The 18254-nt window shown below is 38.8% G+C and carries 13 protein-coding genes; 3 read left to right on the top strand and 10 right to left on the bottom strand.

The features are described 5' to 3' along the window. The 3 genes from F4V44_RS14515 to F4V44_RS14505 all read right to left on the bottom strand — a co-directional run bounded on the left by F4V44_RS14515 (nucleotide 1) and on the right by F4V44_RS14505 (nucleotide 710). Entirely contained in the window at nucleotides 1-141 is a 141-nt protein-coding gene (locus tag F4V44_RS14515; protein WP_150440755.1) for a YvrJ family protein, read from the bottom strand. Nucleotides 142-238: 97 nt separating this feature from the next. After that, nucleotides 239-457, bottom strand: a complete 219-nt coding sequence (locus F4V44_RS14510; RefSeq protein WP_150440738.1) for a DUF2922 domain-containing protein — start codon at nucleotides 455-457, stop codon at nucleotides 239-241. Between the two features lie 34 nt (nucleotides 458-491). Beyond that, complete coding sequence (locus tag F4V44_RS14505; RefSeq protein WP_150440737.1) at nucleotides 492-710, bottom strand: DUF1659 domain-containing protein; 219 nt, start codon at nucleotides 708-710, stop codon at nucleotides 492-494. Nucleotides 711-991: 281 nt separating this feature from the next. Between F4V44_RS14505 and dptF the strand changes: the two genes are divergently transcribed. From dptF to dptH, 3 genes are read left to right on the top strand one after another with little or no spacing between them, the layout of a single operon-like run. After that, nucleotides 992-3277: a DNA phosphorothioation-dependent restriction protein DptF gene (dptF, locus tag F4V44_RS14500; RefSeq protein WP_150440736.1), complete on the top strand. Its 2286-nt coding sequence runs from the start codon at nucleotides 992-994 to the stop codon at nucleotides 3275-3277. Next, a complete protein-coding gene (dptG, locus tag F4V44_RS14495; RefSeq protein ID WP_150440735.1) occupies nucleotides 3277-4647 on the top strand; it encodes a DNA phosphorothioation-dependent restriction protein DptG in 1371 nt (456 codons plus the stop codon). Before dptF ends, dptG begins: the two co-directional genes overlap by 1 nt. Further along, complete coding sequence (gene dptH / locus F4V44_RS27860) at nucleotides 4628-9982, top strand: DNA phosphorothioation-dependent restriction protein DptH (protein WP_223881899.1); 5355 nt, start codon at nucleotides 4628-4630, stop codon at nucleotides 9980-9982. Before dptG ends, dptH begins: the two co-directional genes overlap by 20 nt. A 134-nt stretch (nucleotides 9983-10116) precedes the next feature. Here the strand turns inward: dptH and F4V44_RS14485 are convergent, their stop codons facing one another. From F4V44_RS14485 to F4V44_RS14455, 7 genes are all read right to left on the bottom strand, one after another. Next, the gene (locus tag F4V44_RS14485) at nucleotides 10117-10578 is read right to left on the bottom strand and encodes a DUF6884 domain-containing protein (RefSeq protein ID WP_150440734.1); all 462 of its coding nucleotides are present in this window, start codon (nucleotides 10576-10578) and stop codon (nucleotides 10117-10119) included. Next, nucleotides 10575-11249: a hypothetical protein gene (locus tag F4V44_RS14480; RefSeq protein ID WP_150440733.1), complete on the bottom strand. Its 675-nt coding sequence runs from the start codon at nucleotides 11247-11249 to the stop codon at nucleotides 10575-10577. Before F4V44_RS14480 ends, F4V44_RS14485 begins: the two co-directional genes overlap by 4 nt. A 56-nt stretch (nucleotides 11250-11305) precedes the next feature. After that, nucleotides 11306-11647, bottom strand: a complete 342-nt coding sequence (locus F4V44_RS14475) for an HIT family protein (RefSeq protein ID WP_223881897.1) — start codon at nucleotides 11645-11647, stop codon at nucleotides 11306-11308. 44 nt (nucleotides 11648-11691) lie between these two features. Next, nucleotides 11692-14124, bottom strand: a complete 2433-nt coding sequence (locus F4V44_RS14470) for a DEAD/DEAH box helicase family protein (protein ID WP_150440731.1) — start codon at nucleotides 14122-14124, stop codon at nucleotides 11692-11694. Beyond that, a complete protein-coding gene (locus tag F4V44_RS14465; RefSeq protein ID WP_150440730.1) occupies nucleotides 14117-14443 on the bottom strand; it encodes a nucleoside triphosphate pyrophosphohydrolase in 327 nt (108 codons plus the stop codon). Before F4V44_RS14465 ends, F4V44_RS14470 begins: the two co-directional genes overlap by 8 nt. Before the next feature lie 184 nt (nucleotides 14444-14627). Beyond that, nucleotides 14628-15671, bottom strand: coding sequence for a 5-methylcytosine-specific restriction endonuclease system specificity protein McrC (gene mcrC, locus F4V44_RS14460; protein WP_150440729.1), 1044 nt, complete (start codon nucleotides 15669-15671; stop codon nucleotides 14628-14630). Then, nucleotides 15646-18138, bottom strand: a complete 2493-nt coding sequence (locus tag F4V44_RS14455; protein WP_150440728.1) for an AAA family ATPase — start codon at nucleotides 18136-18138, stop codon at nucleotides 15646-15648. The genes mcrC and F4V44_RS14455 overlap by 26 nt, the downstream gene beginning before the upstream one ends. Nucleotides 18139-18254 lie beyond the last annotated feature (116 nt).

The following is an 18254-nucleotide window of genomic DNA, read 5'->3' as shown; positions in this document are numbered from 1 at the left end:
CTATTTTCCGCTTAACCGCTCCGGCAGGCTTTGAATCGATTGAACAACGTTATCGAGTTTTGCTTCCATTCGGTAAAGCAAGAACAGGGTAACGGCAATCGGAAAGCCGACCTCGCTGATGAGGGGAATCAATTGTTCCACGAAAGACACCTCGTTTCTTCCTTAAATATAAGAAAAGGCCGCCTCCACATTTGGATGGCAGCCCTTTGGTTTTCAGAAATTACTTAGGGGAATATCCTTATACAATTTCATAATCAGTCACGTTATGCTCAACCAGACGTGCTTCTTTCACACTGACAAAGCTTTGATTTCCACCTCCGAAAATATCGGCTGCAATAATTAAATCCATTACCTGCTTTACTGCCGTCTTGTTTACCGGCTCTTTTGGGTTATCAATTGTCAGTTTAGAAGTTTTCCCTAGATTATTTGTAAAATGCAATTCCAATGTTTTTGCCATATCCGTCATCCTCTCCTTTTAACGTTGTCCTTGCTTAACCGATTACTTCATAAAGATCATTCTTTTCCACCATAGAAAGCGGATCATTCGAAAGGGAAGCTAGCGCCTGCCCTACCTGGAAAAGCTGATCAGCCGTAGCTGTCTCCACCACACCACCATATGTCTTTGATTTGTAAATCGGTTTACCGCCTTCACCCATCCCAATCTCATAAGTCAAACGCAACTTCATCGCCTTTACCATTGTCTGTGCCATCTTTATCATCCTCTCCTTTCATGATTGTTATATAGAGAAAAGAGGAAAAAGTGGCCTATGAATTTTTAATTTTTTCGTTAATGAGATGTCGAAGAATAGCCGGGTTACTTTCTACTGGAACTATATGTAATGTTTAAAGTATGGTACATGGCGAAAGTTCTACCGTTTCATTTTCATTTTAATGATTCAATAAACCAGTTCAATTCAGGAAAAGCTATGAAATAACATGTTATAGTATAAATATTGGAATTATCCCAATAGTATTTTACAGAGGTGAAACCATGGGAAAGCAGGAATATGCTTTTGCCTTCATAAGTGAGGAAAACCCTGAATGGGCACAGCTTGCTAAGGACTTTGAAAAGCTGTTGTTCACAGATATAGAAGCGGCTTTGATGAAGGCAAGAAAATTGACAGAGCATTTAATAGAGGAAGTTTATCAAAAGGAAGAAATAGACTATCCTACATTTGCTAAACATGCTGAAAGATTAATGATATTAAAGAACTCGGACGTCTTTGAAGAGGAAATCTTCAAAGCTTTTGACAGAATTAGAAGATTAGGAAATTATGCCGTCCATGACAAACAGAAGATTCCGTTCTCAGATGGTTTAAAGGTACATTTTAATCTTTATTCAATCCTAAAATGGTACACAGAATCGTATCTAAGCTTTGAGATTAAGGTACCAGAATACCAGGATCCAAAGCCTGAGAATTTAGAAGAGATGATGGATGATAAATTTAAGAAGCTTCTTCAGGATTACCTTCCTAACTACCTTAAGGAATTAGGTCCAATACATGCAGAAAATTTTCCCAAAGAAGCGTCAATAGAATCTCAAGCCGAAAACCAGCTACCGCTACTTCATGACTCAAGGCTGCTTTACCAGCTTAATCAACTGAGGGAATCCGCAAAGGGTGCCGTCGAGGGTCCTAAAGGATTAAGTGAATTTAAGCAATATTTACATGTAAAGCGTCCGATTGAAGAAACATTTGAAGCACATGTGCGTGAAAGTGCGAAAGCTTTAAGCAGCCGTTTGATTTTTCTTTGCGGCAGTGTTGGTGACGGAAAATCACATCTTCTTGCCCGCCTGTCCACAACGATGCCTGACATCATGGATCAATTCACTATACATAACGATGCAACAGAAAGCTTTGATCCAAGAAAGAACTCCTTGGATACCTTGGCAATGGTGTTGGATAATTTTTCTGACAGTAAAATTGATACAAGCGACGAAAAGCTCATTCTGGCTATTAACCTAGGTGTATTAAATAACTTTATTGAATCGCCCTATGCTGAGGAGAAATATCAGAGGCTAAAGGAATTCGTCTTAAGTGCCAATGTATTCGATTCAAACCTGATTACCAATCCACCGGAGGATAATCACTTTGTTCTCCTTAACTTTGGTGATTACAGAACCTTTGAGCTGAGTGCAGAGGGTCCCATTTCTTCCTATTTATCTGAATTATTCAAGCGAATTACAAATCCAAGTGAGGATAATCCTTTTTATCAAGCCTACCTAATAGACAAGAAGGAATTGGCCGTCAACCCGCTGTTGGTGAATTACGAAATGTTCTCGTCAAAATCTGTCCAAAAGCAAATAATTCAGCTCATTATTAAAACCATTATGAAGGATAAAGTTATTGTCTCTTCTCGGGCTTTACTAAATTTCATTTATGACATCCTTGTCCCTTCATCTGTGGAGGAAATCAGAACATCTGACTTTATTGATATGCTGCCAAGCTTATTGCCAAACCTCCTGTTCGAAGGAATTGAAAAATCTCATTTATTGAGAATGATTGCGAACCATGACCCCATCCATCGCCGCTTAAAGGAATTGGATGAAAAGCTGATAAGCCTTCATAATTCAGGCAGCTATTACACCTTTTTCAGAGAGGTCATTTATGATCCGGATGCACAGGAATGGATGAACCTCTTGGAACCTATTGAGGAGGTAGCACTGCTTGATAAGGATACAAAAAGGGAATTAAGTGAATTATTTATTCGCTCCACCTTCTTGTATGAATCACATTTGCAGAATGCCTTTAAGGATCTTGTTTATAGCAATTATATGAAATTTTTGTATGCCTACAATACGGATAAAAAGCCGATGCTGCAGAACCTGTACTTCGATATTGAAAAAGCCATTTATCTCTGGAGAGGAAGTCCAAAGAACAATTACCTATATATCGACCCTGAAGGCAGCAGCATTCGAATTGCAGAGCCGCTGGAGATAAAAAAGGCACCTATGACAATTAAAAATGAAAAAACCGATGTGGTCGAACGATTCACCCCTACTATTTTTCTGGGCTTTCGATGCAATCCATATCCAGAGGTACATAGGGTTGAAATTGACCTGCAGCTATATGAAATGGTCATAAGAGTAAAAAATGGCTATCGTTTAAACAAGAAGGATCGGGAGGATTCCATTCAGTTTGTTGATTATATCGAAAAGCTTCTGCCGTTTGGAAAACAGCAGGAGGAGATTCTCATAAAGGATATCGAGCACCGGCTTTCATTCCGTTTACTTTATGATGCTGAATTTGAATCTTATTCATTTTACAGGGAGCAGTGATGATGTTGAGTGCCTTAGAGGAAATAAGAAATACATTAGTAAGTACAAAAAATGGAAAGACGACCTTGAAGCATACCATTAACAAAAGGACAGCCTTCCTGCCTTTTCAAACGAGAAATCCAGAGAGAGCCAAATTCAAAAATGGCTTTACCCCTGTATTAGGCCAGTTTTTCCGTTATGTCGAGAAGGCTGGCTCCGATTTTGAATTAAATGGAGAAAGCATTATTCAGGAAATCTCTCATTCCGTTGAAATGGATGAGAATGACCGTCCGTATTTCGAACGAATTTTAGAATCCTATCTGTTTGAAGCAAGTTCCATTCGAATTTTTCATCCGAGTATGTATAAATACCTTCCTCTTTCTGAATCAAAGGAATCGCATGGAGAGGGAGAAATTGCACAGTTTCTCTATGATGCTTTATTGGAAAGTGATTCCGGCAAGCTAGAGGATATTTTGGAGCTGAAGGAAAAGGAGCATGTGCTGGCACGGTTAATACAGCAGCATATGCCTCGTCTCGAAGCAAAGGAAAGAAAAGTAAAATATACACCTACTCTTGCATTTATAAGAGAGACCTTCGCCGAGGATTTACAAACCCTTTTATCCAACAGAGAATTTTTTATGAACCATATTAACTTGTTTTTAGCCTATTACTATTTTTATTCAGCCTCACAGTTTACGCTGAAAATTAATCAATTTGAAAAAATGGACACCTTTTCTCCTACACCAATCTATTATAACCTGGATTGGGAAGCGTCGAACAGGAACCGCATGGCGGTAAAAACAGGTTTTAAGGTTGTCATGGACAATGCTCGGAGACTATTAGGACATGTCAATACGGTCGAGCATCTAAACTATTTGATGAATACAGAAAACCTGGTTTATATTGAGCTTCAGGAGCGATTTAAAGCCATATCAGAGGATGAGCAGACAAGCCTACTGGACGATCTATATACCTGGACCAGGGAATATTCAGAGATTACTTTAGGCAACCAACATGAAATAGAAAAGAAGCAGGACTTCATGGAGGGCTGCAAACAGCTGCATGTTCAAATTTCAAAGGGTTTATCATTAGAAACAAAATATCGATATGCTTTAGCTATTAATGAAATTGGCAAAACCTATTTTTTGAAAACAAGGGGCTCACTTGGCAATATCCTGAATGTGACACAGGACTTTCTCATCCTTTTGACAGCCTTATCGGTTAAGCACGAGAAAATCTCATTAAAGCAATTGTTTATCGAGTTTGAAAAGCGCGGTGTTTTCTTTGACCGTTATTCAAAGGAAGCCATCGTAGAATTATTCAACAAGCTCAATTTAATTGAGAAAAAAAGTGATAGTGGTGATGCACAATATGTTAAACCAATTTTATAACTATATGGCTAAAAAGCTGTTTACATTTCTGAAGGACCAGCAATTAGAGGGCGGCGAGCGTTACTATCTACAGTTTGATGAAGAAAAGAATGTCAGAGAATTCTATTCAACACTAAAAGGTCTGCCGGAAGCTCAGGCATTCCAATACCAGCACGAGCTTGGATCACCCTACAACACCTTTTATTTGCAGGTAAATGATGTGAAGGTGATCGTTGCTGCCACCATCGATGCGATTACCCCTGACTTTTTAGTCACCATCCGGAACCTGGTGAGTGAACAGGAAGAACAATGGGAAAACACGTCCATTATCTTTATATCCCACCTTTCACTTGATAGTATTCAGGGTGGAAGCAAGAACCTGCAGCAAAAGGGGATGCCCTTTAATATCCAAAGCATCACAGATTATATAAAGGACGAGCTTGATTATAACGAAAACCTCTCCCCGGCTGAAAAGGAAATTATCCATTTTCATCTAGATAAAAAGCTGGAGGATATCGTCATTCAAACCTCCATTTGGGATTATGCCGATGTCATTGCTTTAATCAATAAAGGGGATATTCAAGATCAGGACTTTAAAGCATTATATCTATTCCCAGATAAGGAGCTAGGCAAGGGCTCCTATATTAAACCGTCTGATATTCGGAAGCGTTTAGAGGAAAACAACCGCCTATATGAGCTGGTGCAGAGAATCCATGACTATGAAACACTCGATACAGAGCTCGAGAAATCCTTCGATGAAAAAATGATTCCAAAGTTAAAGAAGGAAAACTGGTTTGAAAATGAATTTGCACCAATTAAGGATGCTTACAACAATGTGAAGCGTTCCTTGGACTACCTGAGCAGCGAAACAAAAAAGCTAAATAAGCATGTAAGCTTTTGGGAACGACCACAGCTTGAAACAAAGGTAGGTCAGAGAAAGCGCCATATTATCATCTTTAACGAAGAGAAAGCTTCGAATGTGGAGATGCAATTTGAATTTGATGATTTCTTGAAAAAGCAGTTTATCAATAAACAGAGTGCGCCGTATACGGTGACGAGCGGAAGAAAGCTAAAGGTTATCCTTCCCTCCTCTGAAGGCATTCAGTTTCAGCAGATTAAATACAAGCACAATAATGAAAGTCAATCCAGCTATGAATTCAACTTTTGTATTGTCCCCTTCGCAGTAACGGAGCTTGAAGGCATAGAGGCTTTATTTGAAGTCAAAATTAAACCCTCTGATAAAGGAATCTTTTTAAAATATCAGGGTGACCAAACCACCATTGGCTCCGGTGAACATGTGAGGGAGCATACAATCAAGGAGCCCTTTGAAACCATTGTCAAGGGCGAAAATGAGAAGCTGGTTCTCGATGTGGACGCTGGCGCATGGGATGATGATTCCCTCACCTTCACGGTTCAAATCGATGGAAATTATCTTCCTATTGAATTGAAGGATACAGATACTAAATCCTATCCGATACCGGCAAGACGAGTTTGGAAATTAAAAAGAGAAAAACGTGAGCATTTTTATTTAGATCATGACCGGTTGAAATATGGAACCAATACCTTTTATCCCTATGAAAATTTCAAGGACATTCTATTACTAGAAAAGGATTGGATTGAAAATAAATATACCAGCCTGATAGACAGAAAACAGATAGAGCACTTTTCCTTGCCTGAAAAGGTTCAAGAGGCATACCTTTCTTATCTAGAGTACTTTTCAGCCAATAATCGGCTGCCAAGCCTAAGCTATATGGATGAAGAGTTGATTCCGCTTGCCAAGCAATACGTAGAGGCAGTCATGAAGGAAATCCGTGCCATTGAGGAGCACTCCCTTCTATCTCAGGAGCAAAAGAACCTGTTTAGACTAGGCTTATCTGTTACGAACGGAAAAATTTGGCTGTCCTCCCTTCATCCATTAAATGTAGCCTATCAATTACAACTTGAAGAGGAGATAAAGGACGAGGAGCTAGACAATCCCATCTTAGATCGACTGCATCCGCAAAATCTGCTTCCGTTCCTCTATTCGCAGCAGGATGAATTGTATAGGCCTTCAATGGATTCACCGTTTGCAGAATGGTACAGCTACGAGCCTGAAAATCTGATAACGGTCGGAACAGCCAATGAGTTCCTTGCCACGGTCGTAGAAGAAAAAATGAAGCAGTTTATTCGACATTTTGACTATTTATTCCTTGAGAGCGCACACTCTCCCCTGCTGCTAAATGTGATTGAAATTCATAATGACAAGGAGGTTGTTCGGGGACTGTTTAGCTTTTTGAAAAAACAGCTGGAAACGAACGGACAGGACGGAATGCTGCCGATTGAGGTGGCTCTCTACCGCGATGGTGTTCAAAGCCCGAGTGCATTCGAATTGTTCTCAACACTGAAAACACCCTCTGAGATTGAAGCGGAGTTCAACATAAGCTTAAATTCCAGAGAATTTGATGCCGTTGATGTCTTAAGGCTAATTAGAGAACGGATTCATTATTTCAAAATTGATCTAACACCGACAACGGAGTTCCAGTATGCACATATATCCTTCTTTAAGCTTCCTACGCAGGATATCGATGCATCCCATCAGGTTGACAGCATGGAAACAGGAATTGCCTTGAATGGTCTCCTTTCATCTGTGGTTGCCATTGCCAGTGAATCGGATTACCGCTCAGGCTTCGGGTTGTTGAATGCACCGAAGGAATTCAACCCTCTCATGGGTCTGGCTGCCTGCTATAATGAGCTTTCCTTTAATATGCAAAATGAAGGGAAAAACTCCTATAGTAAGAACAAATCCATTGTCATGAGCACATCAACAGAAGGCAAAAGCCTGTTAGATAAGCTTTATCAATCATCTGCATGGGTGACGTTCATTGATCCTGGTGTGGACCTTGATTTCTTCCAGAAATCTAGTCAAAATCTGTTAGTCATTCATTATAATGACCAGCATACCTCCTCCGACCGCTATGACGCGATTACCGTCACAGATAAGTCCGAGCAATATAAGAGAGTAATTTCCGATTATATCGGCAGCAAGGTGAAGTTTACACAAGGAAATATTGATTTGGCCATTAAGTCGTTTAACTCGATTAATGGTGAATGGCTGTTAAATATCATTGGCAGCAAAGGTCATCTGGCCCGTGAGAAAATCAGCCTTGTGGCGGCGATGAAGTTTGTAGAGGGCTATTTCTATCACCCGAGCATCACCTGGATACCAATATCACTAGAGGAGATTCTTCGTGTTGCCTCTGCCATCAAGCTAACGAAAAGTGAAGGTATTTTCTCTGCAAAAAACCTAAACTCCAGCGGTAAGCACAGTGATGACATCCTAATGATGGGTGTAGAGGAAATTGAGGATCAGCTTATTCTTTATTTCTATCCAGTAGAGGTGAAAATCGGTAGACTGCAAACCTCCAAGGCAAAAATTCAGGTTGAGAAAACAACCAATCTCTTTAAAACGTTCCTAATTGATGAGCCTGACGAGCAAAGCTTTAAAAAGAAATTCTACCGAAATTTCTTTGCCCAAATCCTACTATCTAATGCGAAGAAGCTCCATGCCAATGGCCTGTGGAATGATGAGAAATATCAGCAGATTCACAAGCTGAAATCCAGGCTGATGAATGATGATTTCCGGATTGGCCTGCATCTTGAACGCTTTATTGGTCAAAGTGCCGCCCTTACCTTCCGAAAGGATTATGGCTTCCGCTCGGCAGAACTAGAGAACAACAGTCTAAAGCTCACCTTTATTGAAGAGGATGCTTTCGCCGGACTGGTGATGGATATGGACCAAATACTGGAGAAAATGCAAAAGGGCTATATGGATTTTCAACAGGAGAAGATGCTATTTTCTGTGTATAAGCCTGAGGAAGCAGATTTGACGGTGGAATGGACACCTGTTGTGGATGAGACAGAAGCTGAGGTCCCAGCTGAACCGGAACTTGAGGTCCTAACTGAACCGAAACAAAAGGCAAAGGCGGACGAATCCTATCAGTATTGGGAGACTCCTGAAATACCTGAATTGGATTTTGATGATGACTTAGATGATGATTATGATGACGAAAAGCTGCCTGAGCAAAATGGCTTCACCCCTGAAATAAAGGAAGAAGTCAACGAGGATTCCATACTGGAGAAGAATGACGCTGAAGAAACTTCAAAAGCCAATCAAATGGTAGCGGATGCTACTCCAGATGTAAATCAGGACGAGAAAAATGCGGCCCACAACGAAGTCACTGACCCTGTCACACCACTTTCAGACATCAGAGTTCCAATTGGCACCATCCATGGCTCAAATCAGGTGATACATTGGGAGTTTGGTAACCAAGGCTTAGCAAACCGCCACCTTTTTATCACGGGACGTTCCGGTCAAGGAAAAACCTATTATATTCAATGTCTGCTTTGGGAGCTATCTAAGCAGGGGATTTCGAGCATGATCATTGATTACACAGACGGCTTCAAGAAGTCACAGCTTGAGGATGACTTCAAGGAAAAAATGGGAGATAACCTCGAGCAATTCATCGTCTTAGCGAAGAAGTTCCCAGTGAACCCCTTCAAGCGAAATCAAAAGGAACTCGATGAGGATATTATGATTGTGGAGGATGACTCAGACGTAGCAGAGAGAATGAAGAACGTCATCAGTTCCATTTACACTGGACTGGGACCACAGCAGCTAAATGCGATTTACCAGGCGGTCATGAAGGGCATGTCCATTTACGATGAGAGAATGAATTTGACACGCCTGCGCGAGCTGCTTGAGGAGGATGGATCCTCCAATGCTAAAACAGCCATATCACAAATGAATCTATTAATTGATAAAAATCCGTTCGATTACGAAAAGGATTTTGACTGGTCATTTCTTGAAAAAGGAAAAGGAAAGGTCTTTGTGGTTCAATTAACCGGCTTCTCCCCTGATGTGCAGAAGATGATTACAGAGTTTATCCTATGGGATTTATGGTACTACAAGCTGCAGCACGGGAAAAAGGATCTCCCCTTCCCTGTCATTCTGGATGAGTCACAGCGCTTAGATTTCAGCGGCGACTCCCCAAGTGCAAAAATTCTAGTGGAAGGCAGAAAATTTGGCTGGTCCGGCTGGTTTGCTACTCAGTTCCTAAAAGGCGGCTTCTCCACCGATCAGGTCAGCCGGTTGCAAAACGCGGCAGTGAAGGTCATCTTTGCACCAATGGAAAACGAGGTTGCCTCCATTGCAGCCACTCTAACGCAGGATTCTGGAGAACGTAAGGAATGGGAAATGCGGTTAACTAACTTGAAGAAGGGACAGTGTATTATTTATGCACCTGTTTTAGATAGGAATGGGAAGTTGCTTTCTCCTAAGCCTTATTTAGTGGATATTTTGGCTTTGGAGGGGCGTTAGGGGTACTTCTTTGATATCCTCATAATGTTTCTACACATTAAGGGAGTAATTTATCCGCTTCTATGATAATTACTCCCTATTTTTATTTATTAAGACATAAAGCAGAAATGGAATTCAAACGATTATGTGCAGTTTTAATAAGAAATTTCCACATCTTCTAAAACTGCATTTTTTAACTTTTGAATCATATACCCGATACCTGAACAATCACTTAATGGGTACTGATAGATGTAGCTATTGCCAAAAGTCTGTTCAACGACTTTCCTATACTCTTTACCGCCTAAAACCACTAGTGCTTCAAAATCATCTAAGTGTTTGTCAATGATTTGTTGTTTTAATTGATCTACAGTAATTACTTCTCCACTTTTCCGGTTAAAAGATACGTCATAATTAGAATGGACTAAATCATTTGGAAGTAAAAATCCATATTTTGCTGAGAGAATCACCCAATGTTCAAAGAACTGTGCAGCATACTTCTGACAATAGTGGTGATAATTACTCATATAGACATTTTTTGCTTCAGTTGGTCCAGCTTCTGGTTTAATATTCCATATTTTTTTGCTGCCGCATGGAATGATACATAATCGTTTAACTATTTTCGATTCACACCTTCCTCATTTAAAAGAAATTCAGGATAAATATCGCTTGCTAAACCAATTAATAAATATTCAAGAAAGGTAAGAGATGTATTTCCAAATTCCTTCCAAACACCGATATCATCTTTTGACCATGCCTTAATCCAAAAATAAGTTTCCTTTTTTAGTCTTGGGACTTCACTCGGGAATTCCTTAAACAACATGTCAGCCCATTTCCTATACTTCTTTGTCATTTTGTTTGTCGGATGTTCCTTACAAACAACTGCACTCAAGTCACCTATATGATAGGCATAATTATTTCCCCAACGGCAAAAATTCGCTTGATTTCCCCTAATATTCTTTATGTTTTGAGATAAGTTACCGCCGTTTTTCCCATATTTTTCAGATTTCCCGATATACAAAGGAATTACTTTTGAATCCTCTTTCCAAAACATGATATAGATTAAGCCATCATATTTTTCAGTTTTTTGATTATAATCACTAACTACTTTTTCAACCTCTTCAATGATTAACGAATCCATTTGAGAACTTCGCTTTAGGATATTACGTTGATTTTTTCCATACTTAAATGTTTTAACAATTCCATTCACTTCATCAAATAACGGGACTCCTTGCTCAATAATTTTATGTATTGAACAAAAGTCATCCCAGATATTAATTTTATTGTTCATATGTACAAAAACCCCGTATTAATCTTGAAAGACAAAGATTAACTTTCAAAGTATTTTTAATAAACTCTCTTCTCCGGAATAACACCCCTAACACCCCCCCGAGGCTCTTCCATATCACCTTTAAATCTAGGAATAAGATGAACATGCATATGAAAAATCGTCTGCCCCGCTGCTTCCCCACAGTTAACGCCGATGTTATACCCATCTGGAGCCAATTGCTCATCCAGCAATTTTTTTCCTTCAAATAGTAATTGATCAATCGCATTTCTCTCATCAAGCGTTAAATCAAAATACTGCTCAACATGTCTTTTTGGAATAATAAGAAGATGGCCTTTGTTTACCGGATATTTATCATAAAAAGCTAGGGCTAGATCATTTTCCAAAACAACTTCTTTCATATTACAGAACACACAAGTCATAATAGGTACCTCAACTTTTTAGCTTATTTACTTTCTCGCTTCTCTCTCCGCTCAAAATAATGATGTAACCGGTATTCACAAATTTCCTTCGTCCAATGATACAGGATGTCCTGGTCATCTTCAGCTATGGCAAAATTTAAACTAAATACATCATTTTCAAAGCTAAGTAACCCTTTTGAACTGCCACTCCATTTGGTCATTGGCATTCTGACAATTAACTTGCTAACTTTATCTTCATTGTAATCCCATAATTGTTTCCCAGCTTTATCCGACAGATCTATTCTTTTGCGGTATTCCTTTTCAGTTAAAAATTGATGAAAGCCAAGTGCTGTTTCTTCTGGGGTAATAGGTTGGTACCACTGAGAAACCCCTCGATCAAGCATCACTTTCAGCACAACCATCTTATAACTTTTGGACATAGCTGTCTTTTCCACTTCAAGAATCCATGATTCATATCTTCGGAAAGCCTCTTTCTCCCTTTCAGACAATTCATCAGCCCAGAAAAGGAAGCCTACATATGATTTAAATTCCTGTTTGTATAAAGTAGAGTCCGACCAGCCTTTTAAATGAAGCTCAAGGTAAGAAGGTTTCCGCCCCATTTCTTGTTTTAAAGCAAAATAATCATCATATAGTTTTTGTTTTCGAGGCTGTCTTTTTCTAGCCATTTCTTCAAGCAGGTTGATCACTCGAATATCTAAATCAAAGGAACAATGCTGCGGAACAGTTGGCTGAACGGCAGATTTTTTCTTTTTAGTTTCGGGATTTGTATCAAACACACTCAGTTTGACATCAGCGTTACGGTAATTTCCAATCAGATCAATGATAACGCAATTTTCTTTATCCGGATGTAACCGTAGTCCACGCCCAACCTGCTGTGTAAAAACAGTTAATGATTCCGTCGGCCTGACAAAAAGCAGTGTATCAACCGAAGGGATGTCGACCCCTTCATTAAATAAATCAACGGTAAAAATAGCATCCAGTTCTCCCCGGTCCAGCATGGCAATTGCCTGACTTCGGTTGATGTCTACTTGTTTTGAATGTAAGCTGACAGTTCGAAAGCCATTCTGATTAAAATAATCTGACAAAAAGACAGCCTGACGGATCGACGAACAAAAGACGAGCGTGCGAGTTTGTTTATATTCCTTCCATGCTTGTAAAGTATTCTCCGCCATCTCTTCCCGAATTTGTACTTTTAACAGATCCTCTTCAGCATACCTTGTCCCCAGCCATGTTAATTGAGAGTAATCTGTCTCATCATAGACACCCACATACTTAAACGGGGCAAGCCACTGTCTTTGAATCGCTTCCAAAAAATCAATCCTGTAGGCCACATTCCCCTCACAAATGGCATAAACATCTTTATTATCATTACGATCAGGTGTGGCCGTAATTCCAAGCAGAAACTTTGGCTTAAAATAATCAAGTACCCTCTGGTAAGAAGCTGCAGCCGCATGGTGGAATTCATCAATAATGATTAAGTCAAAAGTGTCTGGACCAAAGACCTCCAGATGCTGCTTCATACTTAATGTAGAAATAGATGCAAAAATGCTCTGTGCCTCTGCATCTTTTACTTTTCCATTATAGATACCTGTTGATCGTTCCGGCATGATATGCTTAAATGACTTCTGCGCCTGATTTAAAATCTCCTCACGGTGAGCAATGAAAAGCGTACGTTCAAAATTCCGAGCAAAGAAACCAGCTAAATACGTTTTCCCTAATCCAGTTGCCATAACAACAAGAGCGCTATGATAGCCTTCCTCCAATGTAATCTCCAATTGCTCAAGAGCCTCGGGCTGGGCAAAGCGCGGTTCAATGTCGCCATAGGCAGTTGGAGTTTCTCTAACTGTCTCAGATTCCGGCACATGTTCTGTTGGCAGCATTAATTCAATTTCTTCCAGTTCAGTCCAATTATGTACCAAGTTTTCGTGCTTTTGGTGATAGTGTTCATATTGTTCGCTGTATATCTTTATCGTTTCATGATTAACCGTCAGCGTTTGTTCATGATAAAAAATATCCTCTAAAAAGGTTTTTACTGCCTGATCATATGCTTCAGGTCCTGCCTCTTTCTCCATCGCCAGATTCCATTCTGTCCCTGACGTTAAGGCCGAACGGGATAGATTAGAGGAACCGACAATTAATATACTATTCTCATCATTTTGGAAAATATACGCTTTCGGGTGAAACGATGTCCCATTACTTTGCCATAAACGAACTTCCATTTGATCATGAATGCTAACGAGTAATTGCAAGGCTTCTGGCTGTGTGACAAATAGATAGTCCCCTGTACAAATTTTGATATCTGCCCCCCGCTCAGCAGCTTTTTTCAATGCATCATGAATAGCCTCTACTCCTGATTTCATGACAAAGGAAATTAAGATATAAATGCTGTTAGCCCAATCTATTTCGGTGACTAGGTGATCAACCAATCTGTCTGTTATAAGCCGCACTTTATTCATCACAAACCTCAATTAAGTACACTTTATCTGAAAAGCCGCCTCTTTTTGCGGCTTTCTCGATACGAATGTTTTCTACATCTTCTATAGAAGAACCATGGACTTTTGCGAGTGCATGGATGATTTCTAGGAGGTCAGCTAACTCCTCGAGGGCCTCTTCATTTGTTTTTGCTGATAAGTATTCTTGCAATTCTTCTTCGCTTTTTTTGCGGAGTTCAGTTATGTATTCTTCTTGGTTTAAGATTTTTGTAATTGGTGTTTTTCCAGAATCGTTTATAATATGCGGTATTCTATCTCGAACAAGTTTATTGTATGTAGGCACTGAAATTTCCTCCATCATTGATTACATTTATTATATAACAAATCAAATTGATAAATAATTAACATTTGATTCGCTAATAAAGCGACCGAGTTAAATCGGTCGCTTTATTTTTAACGCAAGTGTCTTTATGGGCGCTATATAAACAATAATTATTACTCCCCCACTAAAACGGGATCAATCCTTATCAACAAATAATCTCTAACAATCGATGATGAATCTGTTGCCAGTTCTGATTTAAATCCACCGTGCACACCTTTATTGGATAACCTTTTATTTCATAGGAGAGATCCAGACTATGTCCAACTAAAGGATACAATAGCATACCTTTTAGTTCCTTTTTCGGAAAGCTTTTATCTTTATAGTTGCTAAGGTAAGAATACAACTGATAAAGGTTGCCGCTAATTAACTTTTCTGAGCCCCAATGCCCTTTGACTGTATCTTGATAAAACTTAGTATCGATGATCCATTTTTCAGATTGATTTTCTAATGAAATATCGGTCTCCATACTCGGCAAATAGTTCAGGTTATCTCCGACGGCATCCCAATGAAACCTGTCTCGCTTCACCCGATAGTCAGGTAATTCTGCTTTATAGAAATTCCGTACAAACTCTTCAAATAAACGTGGCATTCTTTTCGCATCTCTTTCAAAATCCGAAAAACTTCTTTCATCCCCATCTTCGTGAATCAACAATGATTCATATAAGAACTGACAGATATCCAAAACAAAACGATAATGTTGGTTACTTCGATGTAAGGTTATATTCGAAAACACTTTAGAATAAAGTGGAATGATGTCTATGCCAGCAAAATAATGATGTAATTGTTGTACTTCATTCAATAAACGTTGGTCGAGATTCTGAACCCTTAATAATGAATGTAAAGTCGTTTTAATAATTTGATTGTGAAGGATATTAAGATTCAATTCTTCATATTCACACTGCATTTTTCCCCGCTTAAAAGAAAATGAATGAACCGATTGGGAAAAGAGAACTTTCCCTCGCAACAATGACATCTCTTCTTGATTGGCTCTATATTCGCGGTAAAAGCCCCTTTTTATTAACGAACGGATCTTCACCACAAGAATTCTTGTGAGTAAATGATGAATGTCCTTTTCATCTTCTTGTGCCACACTCGTCATATCTTTCTCAGTCAGATGTCCCCAAGCATAACAAAGCATATAATAGATATTTTTTACTGGGATTTTACTTAATTCTTTCAAGGAGTTCATTCACTTTCTCCTCCTGATTAAACCAATATTCTTTCAATAAAGGTTTGATTTCCATCTTGATAATTCGGTCATACCATTTCTGCTCATCAACGACATTTTCGATCGTTGGACAGAAATAGGAATGCCCAATTTCAAAACCTTTGCCTAAATTAATAGTATCACTAACAATTTCATGATTAAGATCGTTCATATTACCAATAATCATTTCGATAAATCCCTGACTTAGACCTTTCCTTCGTAAATACTCACTAAATTTTTCTGAATCAAAGGCAGGCTCCACCGTGATAAAAGAAAAACGTCTTCTTAGAGCATAATCAACTAAGGCAATGGATCGGTCTGCGGTATTCATTGTTCCAATTAAATACAGATTTTTTGGTATGTAAAAAGTTTCTTCTTCATTTTTACCATAAGCGAGTTTTACAGCATATTTCTTACCTCTTTTATCCGATTCCATTAGCATCATTAACTCGCCGAAAATCTTTGAAAGGTTTCCACGGTTAATCTCATCAATGACCATATAATAATTTCCTTCCGGATCACTAATGGCTTTTTTACAAAAAGTATAGAAGATCCCGTCCTTTAAGATGAAATGGCCATTTTCATTTGGCTTATATCCGCGAATAAACTCCTCATAGGAATAGGACTGATGGAATTGAATCATGGTAATTTTACTATCATCAATTGCACCCATGTGTAAAAAGGCAAGCCGCTTCGCTAAAAAGGTTTTCCCAACACCGGGAGGACCTTGAAGAATGATATTTTTCTTATAGTCTAACGTTTCAAGAATTTCCTCGATCTCTTCTTCTTCCATAAATATTTCTTGATAAATATTTTCGGAATTAAATAATGGTAAAGGAACTGGCTCATCTGGAGGTCCATCTAACACAACCCCGGCTCCTGAGTTGGCATTAGGATAGTCAAATTCCTTACTATCCACATTCATTATTTCGAGAAGATCCTGAACATACTCTTCGTATGGAGTAATATCTGTCAAAGCTTTTGTATGTAAATTTAAAGTACCGGTATCCCAATTTCCCGTTTTCAACCATTCTACCTTTCGAATCGAGTGATAACCCTCTCGAGCCGCATCATAAATATAATCAGAGATTATTTTTCCTAAAGCGGTTAATTTCCGAATCCCCGCTTTGATTAATACATAATCCCCTACTTTCATTTCAAAGGCAAACTGGTAATTAGCTAATGCATTCATAGTAGGATTATAATCTAATTGGTTCATTTCCTTTAAAGCTTCTAATATCTCCCGTTTACTACTATACTTTTTCAAATCACCCAGCTCTTTCCAGCCGATCCCAATGATTTCATTTTGTTTAAAATCATCCCACATGTAGTTATTTTCCCCTGGTGACAACAACCAATATTGTGGCCCGTCCATTATAACCTCTGTCTCTTCCTGGGAGGATTTACCGAATGTTTCATACAAAAAGCTAAAAAACTGATCTACTTCTAGATAGAGTGGTAAATTCGTTTGTTTACCTACAATGTCTAAATATTTATTTGAAATTTCGTGATCATTAAGACATCTTTGAAACTTTACGAATTTTTCCCCAATCGTATCTCTTCTCGAATATTTTGGATCTAATTCCAGAATATTTTCAACCGCTACCTTGTCTCTTTGATTGTAAAAACAGTATTGTTCCGGAAAAATATTTCCAACAAATTCACTGACAAAACTCTCGCCCAGTCCGAAGATTTTATAATTTTCATCATGTAAAAAACGATCAATGCGTACTTGTAAGGAATCTTCCCCGTAGATTAAGTACATAAAACTTTCTCTATACTTTTCTATCGGTGCGTTCGGATTACCCAGTGCTCGTTTTTTGGCAAGAGGCATAGTCATAAATGCATTGATATGATTACCTAACTCCTGTACATTTCCCCATTCCAATTGCTGAAGGTGTTCCATTGTTTTAAAACGTTCAAAAAAGTGTTGATTTAAATAAAGAAACTCAGCTTTTCTAAACCACTCTTTAGCTTGTGGTTTGAAAGCATATAAATAGCGATCAACCAATGATTGTTCCAATCTTTCTTCAACCAGATTAGGTTTTTTCCAAAATTCACTTAATATCAGAAACTCCTGTTCTGTCAGTTTAAAATTGGTTCCCGTTCCTATTTTTAAAATCTGTATGGTTTTCGTTTCCGGCAGTTCTTTTAATTCATGGCGCATGAGCATACCATCGTCTTTAGTCAAACGGTATGCCTTTATAACTAATTTTACCTCGTAATGTTCATCTCCTTCATAGGGTTCAGAGATGACTTCACTTAAGGCAATCACTCCACCTGAATTCTTTTTTCCACCGTCTGCTCTCCATAGAAAAACTTTATCACCCATTTTGATATCATCTATATATTGTTTTTGTCTGACGCCCCATGTCAGTTCTTTATTTTCCTCTACATATGTATTGACATCAAATTGCTTTGGGTTTCCTTGAAATATCCAATAATTCATATGAGTGATGCTCCTTTCTTGAAGCGCGGGGACGGTTCTGCCGTTTCATTTTAAGGAAAATAGTTCCCAGGTGAAACAGGAGGTCCAGCCCTACGTTTCAAATTCACCATGATTTA

The sequence above is a fragment of the Niallia endozanthoxylica genome (assembly GCF_008710145.1).
In the GTDB taxonomy this organism is placed as follows: Bacteria; Bacillota; Bacilli; order Bacillales; family Cytobacillaceae; genus Bacillus_BD; species Bacillus_BD endozanthoxylica.
Note: the sequence above shows the minus strand (reverse complement) of the source record. Positions and strands in the feature narration are given on the sequence as shown.